The following is a 25,065-nucleotide window of genomic DNA, read 5'->3' as shown; positions in this document are numbered from 1 at the left end:
TCGACGGAAATCTTACGCGTGAACCCGCAACGCCGCTTCCTGCAAACTCGCCGATCCGGCGCCCTCTTGCTCGCCATGCTCGGCCTTTGGGGCTGTGGTACGAAACCACCCACGCCGGCCGCCGCGCCGGCTCCCGCGGCATCTGCGCGTCCCGCACCGGGGCTTGCGCATGCGATCGCCGGTCCCTTGCAGGACAGCTCCCCACCGCCAGCCGCCGTTCCCGTACCGCTCCCTGCCACCGGCCCGGCGCCGGGCACCGCCGTCGAACCAGCGCCCGGGCCGGCCGCAGGCCAGATTCCGCAACCGGACCCCAAGCGGGTGTTCGCAGCCGAGATGGCGAGCCGCGGCCTCGACCCGGCCGAAGTCGCCACCCTGCTCGAGCGTGCCCGATACTCCGAGACCATCGCCAGACTCGTACTGCCGCCCGCATCCCCCACCATGCGCAGCTGGCCCCGTTATCGCTCGCGGTTCGTCGAGAGCCGGCGCATCCGGGAAGGAATCGCCTTCCAAGAAGCGCACGCCCGTACGCTGGCGCTCGCCGAAGCGCGCTACGGCGTTCCGGCATCCATCATCGTAAGCGTCATCGGCGTAGAGACCTTTTACGGTCGCATTACCGGTAACTTCCGCGTCATCGACGCCTTGTCGACGCTGGCTTTCCACTACCCACCCCAGGCGCGCACCGACCGCAGCACCTTCTTTCGCGAGCAGCTCGCGCAGTTCCTGGTCTGGTGCAAGGAAACCGGCCAGGACCCGCTGGCAGTGAAAGGGTCTTATGCGGGCGCGATAGGCCTGCCGCAATTCATGCCCGGCAGCCTGCGCAAGTTCGCCGTCGATGGCGATGGGGATGGCCGCATCGACCTATTGGGCAGTCCAGCGGATGCCATACTTTCCGTCGCCAACTTCCTGGTCGAGCACGGCTGGCGGCGCGAGCAACCGGTATTCCTGCCCATCTCGCTACCCGCCGACCCCGCAGCGCTCGTCGACGGAGGCCTTAAGCCCACGCTCACCTGGGAACAGTTGCGTGCTGCCGGCGCCCGCGCGCCCAGCGTCCCCGGCATGTCGGACGAATGGCAAAGCTGGCCGCTCGGCGTGATCGATCTTTACGATGGCGCCACCGGCACGACCGAATACCGCGTGGCTGCACCGAATTTCTTTGTCCTGACCGAATACAACCGGAGCTATTTCTACGCCGCCTCGGTCACCGACCTGGCCGTGGAGCTGGAGCGCCGGAACCGCGTGGCAAGCCGGCTACGCGTCGGTCAGTTGAATACGCCGGTCGATAAATAACGGTCGCCACGGTCGCAAACGATGAAAACGATGGTGGCATTCTCGACGGTTTCAGCAACTTTCAGCGCCGCCACCAGGGCCCCTGCCGACGAAATCCCGCCGAAGATGCCCTCCTCGGCCGCCAGGCGCCGCGCCATGGCTTCGGCCTCGGCCTGAGAGACGTACTCAAGGCGATCGACCGCGCTGGGATCGTAGATCTTGGGCAGGTACGCCTGCGGCCATTTGCGTATGCCAGGGATCTGCGAGCCCTCCGAGGGCTGTGCGCCCACAACCTGGATGCCGGGATTGCGGCCCTTGAGATAGCGCGAGACGCCCATGATCGTGCCGGTCGTGCCCATGGCACTCACGAAATGTGTGATTTGCCCGTCGGTGTCGCGCCAGATTTCGGGCCCGGTCGTTTCGACGTGCGCCTGCGGATTGTCCGGATTCGCGAACTGGTCCAGGACTTTGCCCTTGCCCTCGGCCTGCATTTTCATCGCGAGGTCGCGGGCATATTCCATGCCGCCCTCCGACGCAGGCGTGAGGATCAATTCCGCGCCATAGGCCGTCATCGCCGCGCGCCGCTCCAGGGAAAGGTTGTCTGGCATGATGAGAATCATGCGATAGCCCCGAATGGCAGCCACCAGCGCCAGCGCAATGCCTGTGTTGCCGCTGGTGGCCTCGATCAGCGTATCGCCGGGCTTGATCTCGCCCCGCGCCTCGGCGCGCGCAATCATGGAGAGCGCGGGACGGTCCTTGACGGAACCAGCCGGATTATTGCCTTCCAGCTTCGCGAGGATGACGTTGCCGCGCGCGGCGTTGCCCTCGCCCGGGATGCGCTGTAGGCGGACCAGCGGCGTATTGCCTATGGTCTGTTCAATGGTGGGATAGCTTTTCATGCGCCCCATCATAATCCAGCCGAAGAATTTAATTCCTTTTACCCTTACTTCCCGGAGGAATATTGATCATCATCGCAGGCCCCGCGCCGCCCTGCCGATCGAGGGTCAATCCCGCCGCGCGCAGCTTCTGCAGGCGTTTCTCCCCTAGGCCTCGTACGCGCTCGGCTAGGTCCTGGAAAGATGAAAACGGACCGCCCCGGCGACGCTCCTGCACGATGGCGGCAGCTGTCTTGGGGCCGACGCCCCGCACGGCTTCGAGCTGGCTCTGGGTGGCGGTATTCACGTCTACCGCGCCGGCGGCGGCGACCGCCCCGAACCCCAGCCCCGCAGCGAGGGCGACGCGGCCGGCATAGCGGCGCGCCCCGCGCAAGCGGAATGGCCGGGGATCGGGCTCGGCCCGAGTGGGATCGAGAAATGGATTCATGGTCGGACTCCGTGCAATATTGCAGGTGGCCGGACGGCCACCCTGCATCCGGCTCGCGTTCCGGACACTGCAAGCTTGCTCCTCGCACGCACGTCCAGGCGCACGCGCGAACTCCGAAGTCCTAGCGGGAAAACGCGTAGCGGGCGTGCCTGCCCGCTCAGGACACCATGCCGCGCAGCTCCCGGATGTATTCCGACACCCCTGCCTGCACGTCGCGCATCGGTGCGGTGAAACCGGCCGCGCGCAACTTGGTGACGTCGGCCTGGGTGTAGCTCTGGTAGCGCCCCTTCAAATCCTCGGGAAACTCGATGTAGCGGATCAGGCCTTGCGCGACGAGTTCCGCCAGCGGCAACGGTGCCTCCCCACGCTCCTGGCGCAGCGTGTTGACCACCGCCATGGCCACGTCATTGAAAGGCTGTGCCCGCCCCGTCCCGCAGTTGAACACTCCAGAAACGGGATGGTCGAGGAAATGCAGGTTGACGGCGACCACGTCGTGCACCGAGATGAAATCCCGCTGCTGCTCTCCGTCGCCATAGCCGTCCCACCCGCCGAACAGGCGCACGTGTCCCTCCTTGAGGAACTGGTTCATGTTGTGGAATGCCACCGAGGCCATGCGCCCCTTGTGCTGTTCCCGCGGGCCATACACGTTGAAATAGCGCAGGCCGGTCACAGGTGCGGTGAGCGAGCCCAGCCTGCGCCGCAACACCTGGTCGAACAAGAACTTGGAATAGCCGTAGACGTTCAGCGGCTTTTCGTTCGCAGGATCTTCCGCATACACCGGCCCGGCGCCGTACACTGCCGCCGACGAGGCATACAGGAAAGGAATCCTGGCCTGCTGCGCATATTCGAACAGCTCGAGCGTGACGCGGTAATTGTTGTCCATCATGTACTGGCCATTGCGCTCAGTGGTGTCCGAGCACGCGCCTTGGTGCAGGATGGCGTCGACCTTGGGCAGCCTTCCCTCGGCAACCCGCCGGCGGAAATCGTTCTTGTCCAGGTAGTCGGCAATGTCGCAGTCGACGAGGTTGACGAATTTGTCGCCTTCGAGCAGGTCGTCGACCGCGATGATGTCGCGCTCGCCGCGGGCGTTCAGGCCCTTGACCAAATTGCTGCCGATGAATCCGGCCGCTCCCGTTACGATGATCATGGCAAAACCCTCTGCTAGGCCGCAACGCCGGCGCGCAATTCCGCCGGGGTCACGATCGATGTACCCAACTTGCCGACCACGATGCCGCCTGCCAGGTTGGCCCATCGCATGGCCGTGTGCAAGTCCAGGCCGGCGGCGCGCATGACCGCCAGCGTAGCGATGACGGTGTCTCCGGCACCCGATACGTCGAAGACTTCCCTGGCCTGCGCATCCACGTGGTCCCTGCCTTCGGCCGTGTACAAGGTCATGCCGTGTTCCGAACGCGTCACCAGCAGCGCGTCCAGGTCCAAGGCCGTGCGCAAGTGCTGCGCGCGCTCGGTCAGTTGCGCTTCGTCGCGCCAACGCCCGACCGCCTCGCGCATTTCGGACTGGTTGGGCGTCACCAGGGTAGCACCCCTATACCGGCTGTAGTCGTCGCCCTTGGGATCGACTAGCACGACGGCGCCACGAGCCCGCGCAAGCGCAATCAAATCCTGGACTTCGGTCAGCACGCCCTTGGCATAGTCGGAAAATACGACCACGTCGTGGTCCGCCAGGTGCACGGCCACCCGGGCGGCCAGTTCGGCCAGCACGCCGCGGGTCGGATACTGTTCGAAGTCCACCCGCAGCAATTGCTGCTGCCTGCCCAGCACGCGCATCTTCATCGTAGTGGGCACGGCGGCGTCCGTCACGAGGTCCGCGATGACGCCATCGCCCTCGCACAAGCGCGCGATGACGCGCCCGGACTCATCGTCCCCGACGACGCCGACGAGGGTAACCCGGGCCCCGAGCGCGGCGGCGTTGCGCGCCACGTTGGCAGCCCCGCCCAGCCTGTCTTCGCTGCGCGACACGTGCACGACCGGCACCGGCGCCTCGGGAGAAATACGGTGAACTTCGCCGAACCAATAACGGTCCAGCATCACGTCCCCGACCACCAGCACGCGCGCGGCGGCGCGCTGGGCATCGGAGGGAAATGCGCCCATGGCTGCCCCGGTCATTCGAGGCCCCCCTGCGTCGCCGGGGAGGTGCCGGAGCAATCCAGCAGGCGGCGCCTCCGTGTCCGCTCCGCATTCTCGGGAGCGCCCTTCAGGGCGTAATGGGGGCCATGTCTATCCATCGAGTTCTTCCAGCCGTTTAGGCGCGTAAGTATCCCAAGCGTTGCAGCCGGGGCATTGCCAATGAAACCGCTTCGCCTTGAAGCCGCATGCCTGGCAGGCATAACGATCCAAGCGTTGCGTATGCTTTTGTATCAGGCTGCGCATCAGCACAGCATCATCCGCCGGCGTCCACGGCGATGCGGCCTCGGACTGCGGATTGTTGAGCGTCACGACGTTGGCCGCCGCCTGCTGCCCCGCCGCCGCTTGGGCCGTCTTCTCGCCGCTCACCTGGGCTTCCAGCAGGCGATCGAGCCCCAATAGCGAGGGATTGCGCTGGAGCGCGGCGCGCGCGAAATTCCATGCCTGGTTCAAGCCGCGCTGGCGGCGCAAGGCCTGGAAAATGGCATTGAACAAATCCAGCGAGGGATAGCGGGCGTAGTGCGCCTGGAGTTTCTCCAAGCCTTCGTTGAGCGTCCCCCGCGCCTCGTGGTTCGCGAGGAACGGTTCGGCCACCAGGCCGGCGTATTCGGGATGGGAGGAAAGCACCGACTCCAAGTGGAGCAGCTGCGTGCGCAAATCCCCTTCCCGCTTGGCCAAGTCGGCCCGCATCATCGACACGCGGACGTGCGGCGAATCGCCGCTACCGCGCGCCGCCTGGATCGACGCATGGGTGGCGGCGTCCAGCGCGGCATATGCACCTTCGAGATCGCCCGATGCGATCGCGGCGGCCGCCGCCTCGCAGTGGAAATGGACAGCCTGCGGCACGGGCTCGTCGATCAACCCCTGCAAGGCCTGGACCGCCTGGATCGCACGGGGCCAGTCCCGCTCGGTTTCGTGGATGCGGATCAGCGCCCGCAACGCATCGGGGGCAAAACGCGTGCCCTTGAGTTGGTCGAAAGCCGCCTCGGCGCGGTCCAGCATGCCAGCGCGCAGATAGTCTTGCGCCAGCTCGTGCAAAGCTTGCTCCCGCTGGTTGTCCGGAAGGTCGGCGCGCTGCAGCAGGTTCTGGTGCACCCGTATGGCGCGTTCGATTTCGCCCCGGCGGCGAAACAAACTGCCGAGCGCAAAATGCAGCTCTATGGTCTCCGGATCGAGCTTGGCGACTTCGATGAAGGCATCGATGGCCCGGTCGTGCTGTTCATTCAGCAGAAAATTGAGGCCGCGAAAATAAGAATCCGGCACGCTGCGATGCTCGGAAAGCATCTGGCGGATATCTACGCGAGCCGCGATCCAGCCCAATCCAAATAACAAGGGGATGGCGATCAGCCACCAGGGTTCGAAATCCACGTCGTAACGGCCTTACAAGGGAGTCGAGGGGAGCACCGCGTCCGGTGACGGCGGGGCGTCTGCCGAGGCAGCGCCCTGCCCGGCCGCCCTGAGCTGCTCGACTTCTCGCTTGAGCGCAGCCATCTCGCGCCGCCGCCGAAGCACGCCCGGCACGGTCAACAACAAGCCGAAGATGGCGCCTACCACGAAGCTCGCCAACATGACCACGATCAACGGCACTTCGCTGATGAGGTGATTGGCAAAGAAATACACATTCACCCGGTCGGTATTCTTGAGCGCGAACAGCAGGACTACCACGAATACCACGAGCCGCAGTGCCCAGACGAGATATCGCATGTCGAAACTCCAGGTGGCAGAGGAATTGGAATTGTAATTGAGCCCATCCCCGGCGCACCTCGCATGCCTGCCCCAGGCCGGAATCCGCACCGCGCCCGCGCACATGGGGGGATGGATATGCGGACAAAGAAAAACCCCGCCGAGGCGGGGTGGTTCCATTGCGGGCCGCACGGCCGGTTGGGTCAACGGCTGGAAGGCTCCTGAGCGGCGATGTCTACCCGCTCACGCAATTCCTTGCCGGCCTTGAAATGCGGCACCCGTTTCTCGGGCACGAGCACCTTTTCTCCGGATTTGGGATTGCGCCCGATGCGCGGCGGACGCTTGGACAGCGAAAAACTACCGAAACCGCGAATCTCGATTCGCTGCCCTTCCGAAAGGGATTGGGCCATAGCGTCGAGAATGGTCTTGACGGCGTAATCGGCATCTTTGGCGACTAGCTGCGGATACCGGGCGGCCAATCGGGCGATCAACTCGGATTTCGTCATGGAGTTCTCGGACCTCATGCGAACTGCCAATGGCGCGAACTACAAGGCTTTGCTTCGAAAGAACAAAGCCCCCCTCGAAAGAACGCCGTTCCCCCATGGGCCTCAGAGCACTCCAGGCTTACCAGGCCTGGCCGGGCCCGCCAGCCACTCGTCGCCGCCCCATGGAGCGGCGACGCGGCCGACAGGGGCGGAAATTACCCGTTTTCGCGCTGATCGAGCTTGGCCTTCAGCAGAGCGCCCAGGTTGGTGGTACCCGAAGAGGCGCTGGCGTCGGACATGCGCTGGATGGCCTCGGCCGTCTCGGCGTTGTCCTTGGCCTTGATGGACAGTTGGATCGAGCGGGTCTTGCGATCGATGTTCAGGATCATCGCCTCGATGTTGTCGCCGGCGTTCAGGACGGTGGTAGCGTCTTCCACGCGGCCCGAGGAGATCTCGGAAGCGCGCAGGTAGCCTTCGACGTCGACCGAGAGGGTCACGACCGCGCCCTTGGGTTCGACCGACTTCACCGTACCTTGGACGATGGCGCCCTTGTCATGGGTAGCGACGAAATTGTTGAACGGATCGCCTTCCAGCTGCTTGATGCCCAGCGAGATGCGTTCTTTCTCGGTATCGATGCCGAGCACCACGGCCTCGACCTCGTCGCCCTTCTTGAAGTTGCGCACGGCCTCTTCGCCGGGCTCGCTCCACGACAGGTCGGACAGGTGCACCAGGCCGTCGATGCCGCCAGGCAGGCCCACGAACACGCCGAAGTCGGTGATCGACTTGATGGCACCGCGGACCTTGTCGCCGCGCTTGTGGTTGATCGCGAACTCTTCCCACGGGTTGGGACGGCACTGCTTCATGCCCAGCGAGATGCGGCGACGATCCTCGTCGATCTCGAGCACCATGACTTCCACTTCGTCGCCCAGGGTGACGACCTTCTTGGGATCCACGTTCTTGTTGGTCCAGTCCATCTCGGATACGTGGACCAAGCCTTCGATGCCGGCTTCCACCTCGACGAACGCACCGTAGTCGGTCAGGTTGGTCACCTTGCCGAACAGGCGGGTGCCTTGCGGATAGCGGCGAGCCAGGCCGACCCACGGATCTTCGCCCAGCTGCTTGACGCCCAGCGAGACGCGGTTCTTTTCCTGGTCGAACTTGAGGACCTTGGCCTGGATTTCCTGGCCGACGGACAGGACCTCCGACGGGTGGCGCACGCGGCGCCATGCGAGGTCGGTGATGTGCAGCAGGCCATCGATGCCGCCGAGGTCGACGAACGCACCGTAGTCGGTGATGTTCTTGACGATGCCGTTGACGATGGCACCTTCGTGCAGGGTCTCGAGCAGCTTCTGGCGCTCCTCGCCCATGTTGGCCTCGAGCACGGCGCGGCGCGACAGCACGACGTTGTTGCGCTTGCGGTCGAGCTTGATGACCTTGAATTCGAGGGTCTTGCCTTCGTACGGGGTGGTGTCCTTGACGGGACGCAGGTCGACCAGCGAGCCGGGCAAGAAGGCGCGGATGCCGTTGGTCATGACAGTCAGGCCACCCTTGACCTTGCCGGTGATGGTGCCGGTGACGAGCTCGCCGGACTCCAGGGCCTTCTCGAGCTGCAGCCATGCCGCCAGGCGCTTGGCGCGGTCGCGGGACAGCACGGTGTCGCCGTAACCGTTCTCGAGCGCATCAATGGCGACCGAAACGAAATCGCCTTCGGAAACCTCGAGCTCGCCCTTGTCGTCGAGGAACTCCTCGATGGGGATCAAGGCCTCGGACTTCAGGCCGGCATTGACCACGACATAGTTATGGTCGATGCGCACCACCTCGGCGGTGATGACTTCGCCGGATTTCATCTCCTGGCGCTTGATGCTTTCTTCGAACAGGGCGGCAAAGCTTTCTTCGCCGGCAAGATTTTGGGAAACCGAAGACATGTATGTGTTACCGGGTTACGCACCTCATGGGGGCGGCCGAGACATTCGACCTGACACCGCACCAATCGGTGGAGTTGCAAAACCTCATAGCTGAGGGCCTACACGTTCTGGCAGCGCCTTCAGGCGCCAGCCAAGGATGCGCGCTCCTGCCACCACGCAAGAACCTGCGCCACCGTCTCGTCAATCGATAAGTGGGAGGAGTCCAGCACCAACGCATCCGGCGCCGCGGCCAAAGGCGCCGTGGCCCGTTGCGTATCGCGTGCATCGCGCGCTTCCAAATCACGCAAAAGGGTTAAGAGGTTAGCCGAAAACCCCTTTTCGATCAACTGTTTATAGCGTCGCTCGGCCCGCGCCTCCACGCTCGCTACTAGGAATATTTTGAGGTCAGCGTCCGGGAACACAACGGTTCCCATGTCGCGCCCGTCCGCCACCAGCCCGGGAGGCTGCCGGAAAGCACGCTGCCGGTCGAGCAGCGCAGCCCGCACCGGCGCCAGGGCGGCGACCTGGGAGGCGAGATTGCCCACCTCCTCGCGACGGATGTCCTCGCTCACATTTCGCCCCGCCAGGCTCACGCCTGTGGCACCGAAGCACACGTCCAGCTCCGCCGCCACCCGGGCAGCCCCTTCCACGTCGGCGGGCGACACGCCCTGTTCCAGGCAGGCCAGGGCCGTGAGCCGGTACAACGCCCCGCTGTCGAGCATGTGCCACCCCAGGTGCGCGGCAACCCGCGCAGCAACGGTCCCCTTGCCGGAAGCGGTAGGGCCGTCAATGGCGATTACGGGAACCGTCTTGGCCGTCATTCAAAAAACCTATCAATAGTTTTAAATCGATCAACTGGCGTATTTAGACCACAGCAATCAAAATACGAACCATTCTCATCAACAAAAAGGAACGCGGCAATGGCCAAGACCCTGGCTTTCGGCGGCCTGCACCTCGTCACCTCCTTCAGCGTGGCCTACATTATCACCGGCAGCGTCGCCATCAGCGGCGCGGTGACCTTTGTCGAACCCGCGGTCAATACGGTCGCGCATTTTTTCTTCGACAAATTCTGGGAGCGACGCCACGCCTCCCCCACCTCCGTGCCGACGCCCGCGGCCGGTCAAGCTCAGGCCTCCACCAATCCGGCGTAGACGTCGAAATAGGTCGGAAAAGTCTTGCTGACGCAACCCGGGTCCAAGATGCGGACGGCAACCGGCCCGAACGCGGCCAGCGAGAAGCACATGGCCATCCGGTGGTCGTCCCAGGTACCGATCTCGGCAGGCCGCCACGACGCGGGCGGCGTGACCGTCAGGCTGTCCGGCGTGGACTGCACCGTCGCGCCGAGCTTGGAGAGCTCGGTCTCCATGGCATGGATGCGGTCGGTTTCCTTGACGCGCCAGCTGGCGATGTTGCGCAGCCTGCAAGGCCCGTCCGCATAAAGGGCGAGCACCGCGGCCGTCATGGCAGCATCGGGAATCAAATTGAAATCGGCATCGAACGCTTTCAAGCGCCCGCCTTCGGCGACCTTGACACCCCGCGTCTCGATCCAATCGGCGCCCATCTCGACCTGCGCCCCCATCGCCTCCAGCGTGTGGGCGAACGCTACGTCTCCCTGGATGCTGTCCCGGCCTACGCCCGTCACCCGCACCGGCCCGCCCCCGATGGCGCCCAACGCCAAGAAATAGGAAGCGGAAGAGGCATCCCCCTCCACCAGCATCTGCCCGGGCGATCGGTAAACCGCGGAGGCAGGGACGACGAACCTTTGCCACCCGTCCCGCTCGACCGTCACGCCGAAACGCCGCATCAGGTTCAGGGTCATGTCCACATAAGGCTTGGAGATGAGTTCGCCCTCGACCTGGATGACGAAATCCCGGCCTGCGCTACGGGTCGCCAACGGGGCGGCCAGCAGCAGCGCCGTCAGGAACTGGCTCGAAACCGAACCATTGACTTTGACCGGACGCGACAGATTCAGCTCGCCCCAGCCTATCGAAAGCGGCGGATACCCTTCCTTTCCCTGGTAGGCCACGCAAGCGCCCAGCATGCGCAGCGCATCGACCAGGTCGCCGATCGGGCGCTCGTGCATGCGCGGCACGCCGTGCAGCAGGTAATGCCCGCCCATCATCGCCAAAGCCGCCGTCAGCGGACGGATCGCCGTTCCGGCGTTACCCATGAAGAGGTCGGCACGCCCCACGTGAAAACGTCCGCATCCTTCGACCAGCACCTCATCGGGGCGCTCGCCTTGGGTAATGTTCACCCCCAGCGTGCGCAGCGCCGCCAACATGACCCGCGTGTCGTCCGAATCGAGGAGGCCCGTGACCCGGGTCCTCCCTTCGGCCAGCGCCGCCAACAGCAATACCCGGTTGGAAATACTCTTGGAACCGGGCAGGCTCACCGTGCCCCGCGCGTTGCGGACAGGGGCCAAGTCAAGGTAAGGCGTTGGGTGGGAAGCGTCGGTCATGCACTCATTCCGTCATGTCTTGAGATTCGGGCTGGGCGGCCCGCCACGAGCGCCTCGCCTCGGACACATCGCGCAGCATGGCCTCGAGGGCCGCGCCGTCGTTGCGGAGCATCGCGGCCTCGAACTCGTCCAGCGCCCGCCGCACGGCGGCGGTCTCCCGGATCATCGCATCGCGGTTCGCGAGGAAAATGTCGCGCCACATGGCAGGCGACCCGCCCGCGATGCGTGTGAAATCGCGGAACCCGCTTCCCGCCAGGTCCAGCCGCAGCGCCGCATCGGATGCGGCCAGCACTTGCGCCATGTACGCGAAGGCCAGCAAGTGCGGAACGTGGCTGACCGAGGCCAGCACGGTGTCGTGTTCATCGGCCGACATGATACGCACCAGCGCGCCGCAGTACCCCCAGGCCTGCTCGACCAGCGCAACGGCCGGGCGCGGATTCTCGGGCAAGGGGGTGAGGATCACCGTCCGGCCATCATATAGCTCGGGGAACGCTGCCGAGGGGCCGCTACGCTCGCTGCCAGCGATAGGATGACCGGGCACGAATTGGCCGATGCGGCTGCCGAGTGACGCGCGGGCCGCGCGAATCACGTCCATCTTGGTACTGCCCGCATCGGTCACGACGGTTCGTTCGCCCAGATGCGGCGCGAGCGCATCCAGCGTCGCACCGGTGGCGCCCACCGGCACCGCCAAGAAGACGAGATCGGCCCGCGCGGCCTGCTCAATCGAAACCGCGCGGTCCACGAGGCCGAGTTTGAGCGCGTCGTCGAGCGAAGATTCGTGCCGGCCGACGCCCCAGACTTCGCCGACCTGGCCGGCGCGCCGCAGCGCGGCGGCGAAGGAGCCACCGATCAACCCGACTCCAACCACCGCCAGCACCGGCAACAAGGGCGAGGGGCTGCGGTCTCCCGGTACGGCCGGCGACATGGATGCCACCCTGCTCAAGGCGACACGGGGTATGACCCGAGCACCTTGAAAAAGGCCACCCGAGCCTGCAGCGCATCCAGCGCCTTGGCGACGTGGGGATCTTGGCGGTGCCCCTCGATGTCGACGTAAAAGTAGTATTCCCACTGCCCGGTACGGGCAGGCCGCGATTCGAAGCGCGTCATCGAAACGCCGTTCTCGGCGAGCGGCGCCAGCATCCGATAGACGGCCCCCGCCTCATTGGGCACGGCCAAGATCAGGCTGGTCTTGTCGCGGCCGGACGGCGACGTCTCCTGGTGGCCAATGGCAAGAAAGCGCGTGCGGTTGTGCGGATCATCCTGGATGCCGGCCGCGACGATCTGGAGCCCCCAGCGCTTGGCCGCCTGCTCGCTCGCGATGGCGGCAACGGTCGGATCCTCGGACGCGAGGCGGGCAGCCTCCGCGTTGCTGGCGGCCGAGGCGCGGGCCAGGCCCGGATGATGGTCGGATAGCCAGCCCTGGCACTGCGCCAGCGACTGCGGATGGGACCGGATGACGGTCACGCCGTCCAAGGTGCCGCTACGGGTCATGAGGCACTGCACGACCGGCACTGAGCGCTCGCCGATGACCTTCACCGGCGAAGTGAGCAGCAGGTCCAGCGTCCGGTTGACGGCGCCTTCGTTGGAGTTTTCCAGCGGCACGATGCCGAAATCGGCGCGGCGGGTTTCGACCGAGCGGAAGACCTCGTCGATCGTGCCGCATGCAATGGGCTCGATCGCATGGCCGAAGTGCGCCAGCATGGCCTGCTCGGAATACGTGCCCTGGGGGCCGAGGTAGGCCACCCGCGCCGGCTGTTCCAGCGCCCGGCAGGCCGACATGATCTCGCCCCAAATGGCCGACAAGGCCTCGCCCGGCAGCGGACCGCGGTTCAGCTCCTGCAGCCGCCGGATGACCTGCGCTTCGCGCTCGGGCCTGAAAACGACGCCGGCATGGTGCTCCTTCGCCCGTCCGACTTCCTGCGCCGTGCGGGCGCGCTCGGACAACAGGTCCAGGATCTGCGCATCGATGGCGTCGATACGCTCGCGGAGCGGCGCCAACTTCTTTTGCAGATCATCCATGGGTGCGCTCGAACTCCTTCATGAACTCGACCAGGGCGCGCACGCCCTCGATGGGCATGGCGTTGTAAATGGAAGCGCGCATGCCGCCCACGCTCTTGTGCCCCTTGAGTTGCAGCAGGCGCGCCTCTTCGGCGGCCTTCAGGAAAGGAGCGTTCAGCGCGTCGTCGTGCAACATGAACGGCACGTTCATGCGCGACCGCACCGGCCGGTGCACCGTGTTGCGATAGAAGTCCGTGCCGTCCAGGTAGTCGTAGAGCAGCTTGGCCTTGGCCACATTGAGCTTTTCCATCTCGGCCACGCCGCCCTGCTCCTTGAGCCACTTGAACACCAGCCCGGCGATGTAGATCGCATACGTCGGCGGCGTATTGAACCGCGAGCGTTCTTTCGCGACGATCGCGTAATCGAATGCCGAGGGACAGATGGGCAGCGCATGGCCCAGCAGGTCCTTGCGGACGATGACGATGGTCAACCCGGCCGGGCCGATGTTCTTCTGCGCACCGGCATAGATGAGCCCCGCGCGGCGTACATCCATCGGCCGCGACAGGATGTGCGACGAGGCGTCCACGGTCAGGACGGCCTCGGGAGCCCCGAGCGCGGCGAGGTCGGGCCAATCCATGAACTCGACGCCGCCTATGGTCTCGTTGCTGCACAGGTGGACGTAGCTCGCCTGTGGGCGCACCCGCCAAGACGCCGGATCGGGCATGTAGGTCCACGGCCCCTGCTCCACGCCGTCCAGCACCGCCGGGCCTTCGGCGCTTGCCGCCATGGCCACATCGCCGTACCGAAGGGCTTCCTTGAAAGACTTCGTCGACCACGACCCGTTGACCACGTAGTCGGCCGCATGGGCTTGGCGACGCCCGATCAGGTTGAGCGGAACGATGGCGTTCTCGCCTATGCCTCCCCCTTGCAGGAAAAGGACGGCGTAATCGTCTGGAACCGACAGCAGCTCGCGCAAGTCGGCCTCGGCCTCGTCGCAAATCTGCTCGAACTGCTTGCCGCGATGGCTCATCTCCATCACGGACATCCCGCTGCCGCGCCAGTCCAGCATTTCGGCCGCAGCCTGCCGCAGTACGGGCTCGGGAAGAACGGCCGGACCGGCCGAGAAGTTATAGGGTCGAGTCATGGCTGCTGCCTCATTCAGCCTCATTGGAAGGCGGAGCTCCAGTGTCGGCGCCGTTCTCCTGCTCTTCGGTATCAGATTCCACCACGCGCTGGACGCCCGACAAACGGGTGCCTTCGTCGATGTTGATCAGCGTCACGCCTTGCGTCGCCCGCCCCATTTCGCGGATCTCGCTCACGCGGGTGCGCACCAGCACGCCGCCCGTGGTGATGAGCATGATTTCGTCGGTAGGATCGACCAGCACCGCCCCGACGACCTTGCCATTGCGCTCGGTCGTCTGGATGGCGATCATGCCCTTGGTTCCGCGGCCGTGGCGCGTGTATTCGCTGATCGGCGTGCGCTTGCCATAGCCGTTCTCGGTGGCGGTCAACACGCTTTGCGTCTCGTTCTCGGCCACCAGCAGCGCGATGACGCTGTGCGACTCTTCCAGCATCATCCCGCGCACCCCGCGCGCCGTGCGCCCCATGGGCCGCACGTCGTTTTCGTCGAAGCGCACCGCCTTGCCCGCATCCGAGAACAGCATCACGTCATGCTTGCCGTCGGTGAGCGAGGCGCCGATCAGGTAATCGCCCTCGTCCAGGTCGACGGCGATGATGCCGGCCTTGCGCGGATTGGAGAACTCCGACAACGGCGTCTTCTTCACCGTGCCTTTGGCGGTGGCCATGAAGACGTAGTGATCCTCGCTGTACGACTTGACGGTCAGCACCACGGTGATTTTCTCGCCCTCGGAAAGCGGGAACATGTTCACGATGGGCTTGCCGCGGGAATTGCGCGTGCCTTGCGGCACCTCCCAGACCTTGAGCCAGTAGACCCTGCCGCGGTTGCTGAAGCAAAGGATGGAATCGTGCGTGTTGGCGATGAAGAGCTGGTCGATCCAGTCGTCTTCCTTCGTCGCCGTCGCCTGCTTGCCGCGCCCGCCGCGCTTCTGCGCCCGGTATTCCGACAGCGGCTGGCTCTTGATGTAGCCAGCGTGCGACAGCGTGACCACCATGTCGGTGGGGGTGATCAGGTCTTCGGTCTCGAGCTCGGTCGCATTCAGCTCGATGTGCGAGCGGCGCGTGTCCTTGGCATCGGTGCCGAATTCCGCCTTCAACGCCGTCAGCTCGTCGGCAATGATGGCCGTGACGCGCTCGGGCTTGGCAAGAATGTCGAGCAGGTCGGCAATATTGGCCATGACATCCTTGTACTCGCCGACGATCTTGTCCTGCTCCAGGCCGGTCAGGCGCTGCAGCCGCATGTTCAGGATTTCCTGGGCCTGGACGTCGCTGAGGCGATAGAGCCCGTCGTCCTGCATGCCGTAATTCGCGGGCAGCCCGTCGGGGCGGTAGGCGTCGCGCCCTCCCGGCGTGTCGGCTGCGGCGCGGGTGAGCATTTCGCGCACGAGCGAGGAGTCCCACGAACGCGCCATCAGCTCCTGGCGGGCGATGGGAGGCGTCGGGGCAGCCTTGATGATGGCGATGAATTCGTCGATGTTGGCCAGCGCCACCGCGAGCCCTTCCAGCACGTGGCCGCGTTCGCGGGCCTTGCGTAACTGGAATACCGTGCGCCGGGTCACGACCTCGCGACGGTGCGACAGGAAATGCTCCACCATCTGCTTGAGGTTGAGCAGGCGGGGCTGGCCGTCGACCAATGCCACCAGGTTCATCCCGAAGGTGTCCTGGAGCTGCGTGTTCTTGTACAGGTTGTTGAGCACGACCTCGGGCACTTCGCCGCGCTTGAGCTCGATCACCACGCGCATGCCTTCCTTGTCGGACTCGTCGCGGATGTCGGAGATGCCCTCGATCTTCTTCTCGTTGACGAGCTCGGCGATGCGCTCGAGCAGCGAGCGCTTGTTCACCTGGTAGGGGATCTCGTCGATCACGATCGCCTGCCGCCCGCCCTTTTCGATGTCCTCGAAATGGGTCTTGGCGCGCATGACCACGCGGCCGCGGCCGGTGCGATAACCTTCGCGAACCCCGGATATGCCGTAGATGATGCCGCCGGTGGGGAAATCGGGCGCGGGAATGATTTCGATCAGCTCGTCGACGGTGCAGGCCGGATTGCGCAGGCAATACAGGCAGCCGTCCACCACTTCCGCCAGGTTATGCGGAGGGATGTTGGTGGCCATGCCCACGGCAATGCCAGAGCTGCCGTTGACCAAAAGGTTGGGCAGGCGGGTCGGCAGCAGCAAGGGCTCTTTCTCGCTGCCATCGTAGTTGGGTCCGAAATCGACGGTTTCCTGGTCGATGTCGGCCAGCAGCTCATGGGCGATCTTGGACAGGCGGACCTCGGTATAGCGCATGGCCGCCGCGCCATCGCCGTCCACCGAGCCGAAGTTGCCCTGACCGTCCACCAGCATGTAGCGCAGCGAGAACGGCTGGGCCATGCGGACGATGGTGTCGTACACCGCCTGGTCACCGTGGGGGTGGTATTTACCGATGACGTCCCCGACGATGCGGGCCGACTTCTTGTAGGGTCGATTCCAGTCGTTGTTCAGTTCGTGCATCGCGTAGAGCACGCGCCGGTGCACGGGCTTCAGACCGTCCCGCACATCGGGAAGCGCGCGTCCCACGATTACGCTCATGGCGTAATCGAGGTAGCTGCGACGCATCTCTTCTTCGAGAGAGATCGGTAGTGTTTCCTTGGCGAAGGAATCCATGGGCAAGCTGCATCAAGAAGTGTTTTCGCGCCCCGTACCGCTGAGACCCGGTCGGCCGGCGGGCGGCGAATAACCGGACGGCAGCCTGGATCCCAGGGGGAAATTCCCCCGCGAACGAGCGTCGGACGAAGCTAAAGAGTTTAGCACCCGCCCCGACCCATGCTGTAATAAACGCCCCGTCCCCCTCACTGCTGCATGGAACCCGTCACGTTATTGCTGCCCGATTGGGTCATCCCCGTCGAACCGGCCCAGACGGCGCTCGCCGGACACGGCGTCGCCGTGCGCGCCGGCAGGATCCTGGACATCGCCCCGCACGAGCAGCTGCTGGCGCTCCACCCAGGCGCCGAGGCCCGGCCGCTGCCCGGTTGCGCGCTCCTGCCAGGATTCGTCAATCTCCACACCCATGCCGCCATGAGCCTGCTGCGCGGCGCCGGGGACGACATGCCCCTCATGGCCTGGCTCCGGGAACGCATCTGGCCGCTGGAAAGCAAGCTGATGTCCCCCGAGTTCGTCTATGAGGGCAGCGTGCTCGCCTTCGCGGAAATGCTCGCGGGAGGCACGACCTGCTGCGCCGACATGTATTTCTATCCGGAAGAAGTCGCGCGCGCGGCGCTCTCGGTCGGCATACGCGCCGCCGTGGGCGGAGCGGTGCTCGAGGTGCCCGGCGCCCCTCCCGCCGAGGACATGCTGGCCAAGGCGCTGGCCGCGCGCGAGCAATATCGGGATGAAGCCTCCCTGCGCTTCATGCTGGCGCCGCACGCCCCCTACACCGTGGGCGACGACATGCTCAAGCGCCTTGCAGCGCTCGCCGAGGAAGCCGACCTGGTCATTGCCATGCATCTGCACGAAACGCGCCAGGAAGTCGAGGACGCTGTGGCCCGGCTCGGGATGCGCCCGACAGAGCGGTTGGCGCAGCTGGGAGTGCTCTCCCCGCGGCTGATAGCCGTCCACGGCGTCCACCTCGACGCGGGCGACATCCAGCTGCTGGCCAGCCACGGCGTCAGCGTGGCACATTGCCCCGCCTCTAACCTGAAGCTGGCCAGCGGCATGGCGCCGCTGGCGCAATTGGACGCGGCCGGGGTGAACATAGGCATCGGGACGGACGGGGCGGCCAGCAATAACCGCCTCGACATGCTCTCGGAATTGCGCCTGGCGGCAATCCTGGCCAAAGGCGCGAGCGGCGATGCCAGCGCGATGCCGGCGCACCGGACCCTTCATGCGGCCACGCTGGGCGGTGCCAAAGCCCTGGGATGGGATGCGGAGATCGGCTCCATCGCGGTCGGCAAGTACGCGGACCTGGTCGCGATCCGGCTTGACACGGCGCGGCTTGCGCCGGTATTTGATCCAATTTCCCACGTCGTATATGCGGCCGGCCGCGAGGACGTGGAAGAGGTTTGGGTGAATGGTCACTCAGTTGCGAAAAAACTACAAGCAACAAAATCGCCATCAAAAAGCGAACTCGAACGGATAATGTCGCGGATATCGCAGTGGCGCATGCGCGCATCCAGTGTGATTTCTGGCACAAACACTTACTTATCCCAGGAGTAAGTGGCATGGCTGAACTACCGCAATGCTATACTGGACCTGTATATCCATGTTTGCGGCGGGGGTTCGCTGCGAGTTTCATTTCAAGCTAAGAGGAGAAACATGAACAAACGCTCCAAAATTGGAATCTCTCTGGCGCTCGCCTTCGCTGCCGTATCGGCCTCGGGCGTGGCCTCCGCACAAACCGGCAAAGCAAACGACAACTGGCGTTCCGCCTTCGGCGTGCAAGTGAAGAACTCCACCGGCCTGTGCTGGCGCAACGGGTTCTGGACCCCCGCCACGGCCGATCCGTCCTGCGATGGCGCGCTGAAGGTCGCTGCTCCGGCCCCGGCCCCGGCTCCCCGTCCGGCTCCTCCCGCTCCTAAGCCCGCCCCCGCTCCGGTCCCGGTCAGCGAAAAGGTGACCTACTCGGCTGACGCCTTCTTCGATTTCGACAAGGCTGTGGTCAAGCCTGAAGCCAAGGCGAAGCTGGACGAGCTGGTCAACCAAATCCGCGGCATCAACCTCGAAGTCGTGATCGCCGTCGGCCACACCGACTCCATCGGTTCCGAGGCCTACAACCAACGCCTGTCGGTCCGCCGTGCCGAAGCCGTCAAGGCTTACCTGGTCAGCAAGGGCATCGAAGCCAACCGTATCTACACGGAAGGCAAGGGTGAGAAGCAGCCCATCGCCGACAACAAGACTGCCGCCGGCCGCGCGAAGAACCGCCGCGTGGAAGTCGAAGTGGTTGGTACGCGCACTCGATAAGCAGCACCCGCCTGGTATTCCAGCCGGTTTCCAGCGGTGACAGCCGCTGGCTCGAAACCCCGCAGGTAAGTGACTGCGGGGTTTTTTCATTGGAGCCTGTCATGACGACTACCGCCCACGACTCTCAAACCGTCAATGCCGATGCAGCCGAGCTGGCGAAATTCAGCGCGTTGGCTTCGCGCTGGTGGGATCCCGAAAGCGAATTCAAGCCCCTCCATGCCATTAATCCACTGCGCCTGGAGTGGATCAGCCAAACTGCGCACGGACTTGGTAACAAAACCATACTCGACGTCGGATGCGGCGGCGGCATATTGGCCGAAAGCATGGCTGCCCGGGGCGCAACCGTCACCGGCATCGACCTCGCGGAAAGATCGCTGAAGGTCGCCAAACTCCACAGCCTGGAAACGGGCGTGAAAGTGGATTACAGGAATATCAGCGTGGAGCAGCTGGCAGCCGAGCAGCCCGGGTCTTTCGATATCGTGACCTGCATGGAATTGCTGGAACACGTGCCGGATCCGGAATCGGTCATTCATGCCTGCGCCAGTTTGGTCAAACCGAGCGGCCACGTGTTTTTCTCCACGCTGAACCGCAATCTCAAATCATTTGCATTTGCGATTCTCGGTGCGGAATATGTGCTGGGCCTCGTTCCGCGGGGAACGCACAGCTACGACCATTTCATCAAACCGAGCGAACTGATTGGTGCTGCCCGCCGCGCCGGCCTCGAAGCTCTGGCGATCAAGGGCCTGGAATACAACCCCCTGACCAAGACCTACAAACTGAGCAACGACACTAGCGTGAACTACTTGGTGGCGATGATCCGCTCATGAAACCGCTCGTCCTTTTCGACTTCGACGGCACACTGGCCGACACCGCCCCCGACCTGGCCGCCGCAGCCAACCAGCAGCGGCTCCGCCGCGGCCAGCCGCCGCTGCCGTACGAGCAGCTGCGTCCCATTGCCTCGCAAGGTGCCCGCGGACTGCTCCGCGTCGCGCTGGGCCTCACGCCCGCATCCCCCGGATACGAGGAGGCCAAGCAGCAGTTTCTCGACGACTACGCGGCCAACATTGCCGTCCATACCGTCCTCTTCCCAGGCGTGGAAAAGCTACTGGCCGATCTCATGGACGGAGGATGGTCCTGGGGCATCGTCACCAACAAAGCGACGCGCTTTACCAAGCCGCTGGTCCGCCACCTCGCGCTCGAACAACATAGCCGCGTCGTCGTCTGCGGCGACACGACCCCCTATTCCAAACCGCACCCCGAGCCGTTGCTGCATGCCGCCCGGCTGGCCGGCGTGGCGCCCGAGCGTTGCCTCTACATAGGCGATGACCAGCGGGACATCGTGGCCGGCAAAGCGGCAGGCATGAAAACCATCGCCACCGCCTATGGGTACTGCGGAGACCTCGCGCCGCCCGAGGCCTGGGGGGCCGATGCCGTGGTAGGTTCGGTGCCCGAACTGCTGCCCGTCATCCGCCGGCTGTCGCCGGTATAAGACGTGCGGCCGAACCGTCGCCACATCCCAGCCCCCCGAGAAAGAAAACCCTCTTGAAAGCGGGGCTTCGGCCCCCATATGGGCTACAATCCTCCATACGGGGCCGTACCGGTTTCGACGGGGGTCACGAAGCAGCACAGGGCATGTCGAGCACCAGTAAGCTCGTAAAACCACTGGAAATCAAATAAACGCCAACGACGAGCGTTTCGCTCTCGCCGCTTAAACGGTGAGCCGCTGCACCGATCTGTCCTTGGGTCGGGCGGAGGAAGGGCAACCTTCCTAAGGATCCCTGCCTAGGGCCATACTCCCCGAAGCAGCCTGCATCCTGAACCGCAGCAGCGTCATTGACAAGGACTCGGCATGGACTGGGGTCACACGGTTCATGCTTAAACTACGTGAATCGCCGCGTGCCGGCCTGTCGGTTGGCTAAGCCCGCGGTTAAATCCAAATAAATCGACTACACATGTAGAACTGTCTGTAGAGGGCTTCCGGACGCGGGTTCAATTCCCGCCGGCTCCACCAATAATGAAACCCCAACCGCTCTCGGTTGGGGTTTTTTCTTGCCCGATCGCGCCGGTTCCCGCGTGTTGTTGGGGGCTCCTGCGGAAGCCTGCGGACTTCGCCGGTCAGCCTCCCAGCCCGTTCCGGGCCACATTCCACTCTCTCTTAGCCATTCCTCGCTCCGACCTCGCTCCCTGAAAGTTGCCCGAAGTCCGCAAGGGCCACAAGTCAGCGCCATACAGATCAAAGGGTTACGCGCGGACGAATCAAGCGGTTGGATTGCAGCATCGGGGGGCGAAGGACACGCTGCGGGTGCGTTTCGTCGGTAGTTATCGAGAACTACCGACATGTCGCAACGCGAAAGTACGTGCTTGGATGGTGGCTAAGATAAGGAACCTCTTGTCAGGACAATGTCCGGACGAGTACAATAAAGGAATCCAATATCAGTCCGGAGGGGCACCATGAGCACCCTGAATCTTTCCAAGACCGAACGCATTGACGTTCGTGCCAGCACGCCGGTCAAGCAGCTGCTTCAAGAAGCCGCACGCGCCTGCCACAAGAACGTCAGCGAGTTCCTGCTCGACGCGGGCGTGACGGCGGCCGCGCAGACGCTGGCGGATCGTCGCCAGTTCGTGCTGGACGACACACAGTGGCAGGCCTTCCAGGAGGCGCTGGACCGCCCGGTGCAAAGCAAGCCGCGTCTGAAGAAGTTGCTGCGTGAACCTGGGGTGCTGGATTGAGCAATGACTACTCGCCCGTTCGCAAGCTGGCTGCAACGGATCAGGTCGATGCGTTCGACTGCGGCCAGGCCGCGCTGAACCAGTTCCTGCAGCGCTACGCGCTCGTCAACCAGAAGGCCAACAGCGCGCAGACCTATGTCTGCTGCCAGGGTGACGTGGTGGTCGGCTTCTACAGCCTAGCCGTTGGTAGCGTCGATCCGGAAGCCACGCCGTCGAGAGTGATGAAGGGGCTGGCGCGCCACCCGGTGCCGGTCATGATCCTGGCCCGGCTCGCCGTGGACAAGGAGCATCAGCGTAAAGGTCTGGGCCAGGCCTTGCTCAAGGATGCACTGCTGCGCACCGCACAGGCCGCCGACATTGCGGGTATCCGCTGCCTGTTGGTCCATGCCAAGGACGACGCAGCACGGCAGTGGTACGAATCGTGGGAATTCGAGCCCAGCCCGACTGATCCGTACCATCTGTTCCTGATGCTCAAGGATCTCAAAGGCATGTTGAGCTGAGGTGGTGTCTCCACCTCAGAGTCCGACTCTCTCCCGCTGCTCATCCCACAGCGCTGGCGGATCAACCGCCAGATCAAACAGCGTGACGTGGTTCGGCAATTCGTCGTCCAGGATGGCCGCCACGATGTCGGGTGCCAGCGTGGTCAGGTTGACCATCCGGCTGACGTAGCTGTTGTCGATCCCCTCCCGCGTGGCGATTTCCTTCAAGGACTTCGCTTCCCCCGATTCCAGCATCGCCAGCCAGCGGTGACCCCTGGCCAGCGCCAATTGAATGGAGGTCGGTGCCACGTCCCATGGTCTGACCGGTGCAGTCTCACCGTTCGGGAGGGTGACCAGCTTGCGGCCGCTGCGCCGCTTGATCTGGATCGGCACAGACAGAGTTAGCCGGCCATCACTCGCCTCAACGATGTCCGGCTCGCCAGTTTTCTGGATGCGGATGTCGCTCATGCCAACGCCTCCGCTTGTTGCTCGACCGGCTCGGGACGCAGTTCAAGCACCAGCCGCTCGATGCCGTTGGCGCGCAATCGCACCTCGAGGTCATTGGGCGACACGATCACCTTCTCGACCAGCAATTTCACGATCCGGGTCTGCTCCGCCGGGAACAGTTGATCCCAAATCGCGTCGAGTCGGGTCATGGCCACGGTGATCTTGGCCTCGTCCAGCGTTGGGTCGAGCTTGATCGCTTGCGGCAGCATGTCGCCGAGCAGATTCGGGGCACGCAGGATGGCACGCAGTTGGTCGAGCACCGCCGACTCAAGTTCTGAGGCGGGCAATCGCGGCAGACCCGAGGCACCCGCGTGTTCCTTGGCGTCGCGCTGGGGCACGTAGTAGCGGTAGCGACGGCCATTCTTCTTGGTGGTGTGCCACGGCGACAGTGCGCGACCGTCGTTGCCGAACACGATGCCCTTGAGCAGATAGGGAACCTTTGCCCGCGTCGTGTTGCCCCGCACTCGGCCATTCGTCTCCAGGATCGCGTGGACGCTGTCCCACAATTCGCGGCTGATGATGGGCGGGTGTTCGGCCTGGTACCACTGGTCCTTGTGCCGCTGGGAGGTGGCCAATGATCGAGACCTTGCTCGGCGGCCTCCTCGGCGGGGCCTTCCGTCTCGCGCCGGAGATCCTCAAGTGGCTGGACCGCAAGGGCGAGCGCAGCCATGAACTCGCCATGCAGGACCGGCTGCTTGCGTTCGAGAAGCTGCGCGGCGCCCAGCGGATGACCGAGATCGGCGCCGGGGCCGATGCCGCCTGGAACGTGGGGGCCCTCGAGACCTTGCGCGAGGCGGTGGCGGCGCAGGGCCGAACCTCGGGCGTGAAGTGGGCCGATGCGCTGTCCACCACGGTCAGGCCCGTGGTCACCTACCTCTTCGTGCTGATGTATGCCGGGGTGAAACTCTCGACCTTCGTCGGCTCGGTGCAGTCGGGCGTGGGGTTCGGGCCAGCGTTGCTCGCAGCTTGGTCGGAGGCAGATCAGGCCTTGCTCGCAGGCATCCTGAACTACAGGTTCCTGAATCGCACCCTGGAAAAGGGGCTGCGGTGATGGGGCGGTCGGACGAACGTGTGATCCGCGTGCCGCCCCAAGCCATTGAGCTTGCAAAGCGCTTCGAGGGCTTTCACCGCGTTCCAAAGCACGATCCCAACCGGGCCTATCCGTACATCTGCTCGGCAGGATATCCGACGATCGGCTACGGCCATCTCTGCGACCCCAAGCATCCGCCGATCACGGAGGCAGAAGCCGAGGTCTATCTGGCGCGCGATCTGCAGACGGCACTGACGGCGACGCTGCGCTACTGCCCGGTACTGGCCACTGAGCCGGAGGCGCGGCTCGCGGCCATCGTTGACTTCACGTTCAACCTTGGCGCGGGGCGGTTGCAGACGTCGACGCTGCGACGGCGCATTAACCAGCGGGACTGGTCTTCTGCTGGGCAGGAACTGCGGCGATGGGTCTATAGCGGTGGAAAAGTACTGCCGGGACTGGTCACACGGCGTGAGGCTGAAGCCGCTTGGCTGCTCAACGCCGCATGAACCAGAGATTCAACTGAATCAAATCCCGGGCTGCAACTCCACCTGCACCTCTCGCGATTTGCCGGCCCGCTCCACGGACAAGACTACGACATCGCCGACCTTCCTGTCGTCGAGCCGGGCGAGCAGCTTGGCCACATCGTCGATCGCCGTGCCGTCGATGCGAACGATGCGGTCGCCGGGCACGATGCCTTGTGGGGTAATCTCGACCCCAGCGAGCCCGGCTTTGTGCGCTGCCGAGCCGGGGGTGACACGCAGCACGAACACGCCCTTGCTTCCCGTCAGCGCAAGCAGGCGCTGATTGAGCTGTTCGTCCACCTCGATGCCAAGCGCCGGGCGGATGTATTTGCCGGTCTTGATGAGTTGCGGCACTACCCGCATGACGGTGTCCACCGGCACGGCAAAACCGATCCCGGCCGAGGCGCCGGAGGGGCTGTAGATCGCCGTGTTGATGCCGATAAGCCGACCGGCCGAATCGAGCAGGGG

At 64.5% G+C, this 25,065-nt stretch carries 27 protein-coding genes and 1 other RNA gene; 11 read left to right on the top strand and 17 right to left on the bottom strand.

The genetic code is table 11. The annotated features are described in order from the left end of the window. Window positions 1–18: 18 nt before the first annotated feature. The gene (gene mltB, locus Q0319_RS06735) at window positions 19–1,287 is read left to right on the top strand and encodes a lytic murein transglycosylase B (RefSeq protein ID WP_299451511.1); all 1,269 of its coding nucleotides are present in this window, start codon (window positions 19–21) and stop codon (window positions 1,285–1,287) included. Here mltB and cysM read toward each other — a convergent pair. The 9 genes from cysM to cmk form a co-directional block, all read right to left on the bottom strand. After that, the gene (gene cysM / locus Q0319_RS06730; RefSeq protein ID WP_296463762.1) at window positions 1,260–2,165 is read right to left on the bottom strand and encodes a cysteine synthase CysM; all 906 of its coding nucleotides are present in this window, start codon (window positions 2,163–2,165) and stop codon (window positions 1,260–1,262) included. The genes mltB and cysM overlap by 28 nt on opposite strands. 28 nt (window positions 2,166–2,193) lie before the next feature. Then, window positions 2,194–2,589, bottom strand: a complete 396-nt coding sequence (locus tag Q0319_RS06725; protein ID WP_296463765.1) for a DUF655 domain-containing protein — start codon at window positions 2,587–2,589, stop codon at window positions 2,194–2,196. A 157-nt stretch (window positions 2,590–2,746) separates the two neighbouring features. Continuing rightward, window positions 2,747–3,736 (bottom strand): ADP-glyceromanno-heptose 6-epimerase, encoded by a 990-nt coding sequence (rfaD, locus tag Q0319_RS06720; protein WP_299451510.1) that lies wholly within the window; start codon window positions 3,734–3,736, stop codon window positions 2,747–2,749. 14 nt (window positions 3,737–3,750) lie between these two features. Continuing rightward, window positions 3,751–4,698, bottom strand: coding sequence for a D-glycero-beta-D-manno-heptose-7-phosphate kinase (gene rfaE1 / locus Q0319_RS06715; RefSeq protein ID WP_296463768.1), 948 nt, complete (start codon window positions 4,696–4,698; stop codon window positions 3,751–3,753). Between the two features lie 126 nt (window positions 4,699–4,824). Beyond that, window positions 4,825–6,099, bottom strand: coding sequence for a lipopolysaccharide assembly protein LapB (gene lapB / locus Q0319_RS06710; RefSeq protein ID WP_296463770.1), 1,275 nt, complete (start codon window positions 6,097–6,099; stop codon window positions 4,825–4,827). A gap of 12 nt (window positions 6,100–6,111) precedes the next feature. After that, on the bottom strand, window positions 6,112–6,435 hold the full coding sequence (locus tag Q0319_RS06705; RefSeq protein WP_296463772.1) for a LapA family protein: 324 nt from the start codon (window positions 6,433–6,435) through the stop codon (window positions 6,112–6,114). 182 nt (window positions 6,436–6,617) lie between these two features. Beyond that, the gene (locus Q0319_RS06700; protein ID WP_296463774.1) at window positions 6,618–6,920 is read right to left on the bottom strand and encodes an integration host factor subunit beta; all 303 of its coding nucleotides are present in this window, start codon (window positions 6,918–6,920) and stop codon (window positions 6,618–6,620) included. Window positions 6,921–7,114: 194 nt separating this feature from the next. Continuing rightward, window positions 7,115–8,824 (bottom strand): 30S ribosomal protein S1, encoded by a 1,710-nt coding sequence (gene rpsA, locus Q0319_RS06695; RefSeq protein WP_296463776.1) that lies wholly within the window; start codon window positions 8,822–8,824, stop codon window positions 7,115–7,117. 119 nt (window positions 8,825–8,943) lie between these two features. Beyond that, window positions 8,944–9,624 carry a (d)CMP kinase gene (gene cmk / locus Q0319_RS06690; RefSeq protein ID WP_296463778.1) on the bottom strand — a complete coding sequence of 227 codons (681 nt, stop codon included), beginning with the start codon at window positions 9,622–9,624 and terminating at the stop codon, window positions 8,944–8,946. Between the two features lie 99 nt (window positions 9,625–9,723). Between cmk and Q0319_RS06685 the strand changes: the two genes are divergently transcribed. Then, a complete protein-coding gene (locus Q0319_RS06685; RefSeq protein WP_296469472.1) occupies window positions 9,724–9,954 on the top strand; it encodes a DUF2061 domain-containing protein in 231 nt (76 codons plus the stop codon). Here the strand turns inward: Q0319_RS06685 and aroA are convergent. Genes aroA through gyrA form a run of 5 tightly spaced genes read right to left on the bottom strand, consistent with a single transcriptional unit; the run spans window position 9,930 to window position 17,038 of the window. Beyond that, entirely contained in the window at window positions 9,930–11,261 is a 1,332-nt protein-coding gene (gene aroA, locus Q0319_RS06680; protein ID WP_296469470.1) for a 3-phosphoshikimate 1-carboxyvinyltransferase, read from the bottom strand. The genes Q0319_RS06685 and aroA overlap by 25 nt on opposite strands. Window positions 11,262–11,265: 4 nt before the next feature. Further along, window positions 11,266–12,186, bottom strand: a complete 921-nt coding sequence (locus Q0319_RS06675; RefSeq protein ID WP_296469468.1) for a prephenate dehydrogenase/arogenate dehydrogenase family protein — start codon at window positions 12,184–12,186, stop codon at window positions 11,266–11,268. A 14-nt stretch (window positions 12,187–12,200) separates the two neighbouring features. Continuing rightward, the gene (gene pheA / locus Q0319_RS06670; protein ID WP_296469466.1) at window positions 12,201–13,280 is read right to left on the bottom strand and encodes a prephenate dehydratase; all 1,080 of its coding nucleotides are present in this window, start codon (window positions 13,278–13,280) and stop codon (window positions 12,201–12,203) included. After that, window positions 13,273–14,403 carry a 3-phosphoserine/phosphohydroxythreonine transaminase gene (gene serC / locus Q0319_RS06665; protein ID WP_296469464.1) on the bottom strand — a complete coding sequence of 377 codons (1,131 nt, stop codon included), beginning with the start codon at window positions 14,401–14,403 and terminating at the stop codon, window positions 13,273–13,275. The genes pheA and serC overlap by 8 nt, the downstream gene beginning before the upstream one ends. A gap of 10 nt (window positions 14,404–14,413) precedes the next feature. Beyond that, window positions 14,414–17,038 (bottom strand): DNA gyrase subunit A, encoded by a 2,625-nt coding sequence (gene gyrA / locus Q0319_RS06660; RefSeq protein WP_296469462.1) that lies wholly within the window; start codon window positions 17,036–17,038, stop codon window positions 14,414–14,416. Window positions 17,039–17,233: 195 nt separating this feature from the next. Here gyrA and Q0319_RS06655 point away from each other — a divergent pair, with 195 nt between their 5' ends. The 7 genes from Q0319_RS06655 to Q0319_RS06625 all read left to right on the top strand — a co-directional run bounded on the left by Q0319_RS06655 (window position 17,234) and on the right by Q0319_RS06625 (window position 22,560). Next, entirely contained in the window at window positions 17,234–18,586 is a 1,353-nt protein-coding gene (locus Q0319_RS06655) for a TRZ/ATZ family hydrolase (protein ID WP_299451509.1), read from the top strand. A 99-nt stretch (window positions 18,587–18,685) separates the two neighbouring features. Then, window positions 18,686–19,330, top strand: coding sequence for an outer membrane protein OmpA (ompA, locus tag Q0319_RS06650; protein ID WP_299451508.1), 645 nt, complete (start codon window positions 18,686–18,688; stop codon window positions 19,328–19,330). Window positions 19,331–19,431: 101 nt separating this feature from the next. Beyond that, the gene (ubiG, locus tag Q0319_RS06645; RefSeq protein WP_296465816.1) at window positions 19,432–20,157 is read left to right on the top strand and encodes a bifunctional 2-polyprenyl-6-hydroxyphenol methylase/3-demethylubiquinol 3-O-methyltransferase UbiG; all 726 of its coding nucleotides are present in this window, start codon (window positions 19,432–19,434) and stop codon (window positions 20,155–20,157) included. After that, window positions 20,154–20,819, top strand: a complete 666-nt coding sequence (locus Q0319_RS06640) for an HAD family hydrolase (protein ID WP_296465819.1) — start codon at window positions 20,154–20,156, stop codon at window positions 20,817–20,819. The genes ubiG and Q0319_RS06640 overlap by 4 nt, the downstream gene beginning before the upstream one ends. A 99-nt stretch (window positions 20,820–20,918) precedes the next feature. Next, window positions 20,919–21,341, top strand: a transfer-messenger RNA (tmRNA) gene (gene ssrA, locus Q0319_RS06635). Window positions 21,342–21,781: 440 nt separating this feature from the next. Then, window positions 21,782–22,060 (top strand): DUF1778 domain-containing protein, encoded by a 279-nt coding sequence (locus tag Q0319_RS06630; RefSeq protein ID WP_029577227.1) that lies wholly within the window; start codon window positions 21,782–21,784, stop codon window positions 22,058–22,060. Further along, complete coding sequence (locus tag Q0319_RS06625) at window positions 22,057–22,560, top strand: GNAT family N-acetyltransferase (protein ID WP_053299180.1); 504 nt, start codon at window positions 22,057–22,059, stop codon at window positions 22,558–22,560. The genes Q0319_RS06630 and Q0319_RS06625 overlap by 4 nt, the downstream gene beginning before the upstream one ends. Before the next feature lie 15 nt (window positions 22,561–22,575). On the opposite strand, the gene Q0319_RS06620 is transcribed toward Q0319_RS06625, so the two are convergent. Next, complete coding sequence (locus tag Q0319_RS06620) at window positions 22,576–23,007, bottom strand: hypothetical protein (RefSeq protein WP_053821301.1); 432 nt, start codon at window positions 23,005–23,007, stop codon at window positions 22,576–22,578. Then, complete coding sequence (locus tag Q0319_RS06615) at window positions 23,004–23,621, bottom strand: recombinase zinc beta ribbon domain-containing protein (protein WP_296465845.1); 618 nt, start codon at window positions 23,619–23,621, stop codon at window positions 23,004–23,006. The genes Q0319_RS06620 and Q0319_RS06615 overlap by 4 nt, the downstream gene beginning before the upstream one ends. On the opposite strand from Q0319_RS06615, the gene Q0319_RS06610 reads away from it, so the two are divergent. Both Q0319_RS06610 and Q0319_RS06605 read left to right on the top strand, forming a co-directional pair. Next, window positions 23,621–24,097, top strand: a complete 477-nt coding sequence (locus tag Q0319_RS06610; protein ID WP_296465846.1) for a hypothetical protein — start codon at window positions 23,621–23,623, stop codon at window positions 24,095–24,097. The genes Q0319_RS06615 and Q0319_RS06610 overlap by 1 nt on opposite strands. 20 nt (window positions 24,098–24,117) lie before the next feature. Continuing rightward, window positions 24,118–24,582: a lysozyme gene (locus tag Q0319_RS06605; protein WP_296465849.1), complete on the top strand. Its 465-nt coding sequence runs from the start codon at window positions 24,118–24,120 to the stop codon at window positions 24,580–24,582. Between the two features lie 18 nt (window positions 24,583–24,600). Here the strand turns inward: Q0319_RS06605 and Q0319_RS06600 are convergent. Next, window positions 24,601–25,065, bottom strand: a 465-nt coding sequence (locus Q0319_RS06600) for a PDZ domain-containing protein (protein ID WP_299451507.1), incomplete at its 5' end; no start/stop codon positions are given.

Source organism: uncultured Pigmentiphaga sp. (assembly GCF_937950555.1).
Classification (GTDB): Bacteria; Pseudomonadota; Gammaproteobacteria; order Burkholderiales; family Burkholderiaceae_B; genus Pigmentiphaga.
Note: the sequence above shows the minus strand (reverse complement) of the source record. Positions and strands in the feature narration are given on the sequence as shown.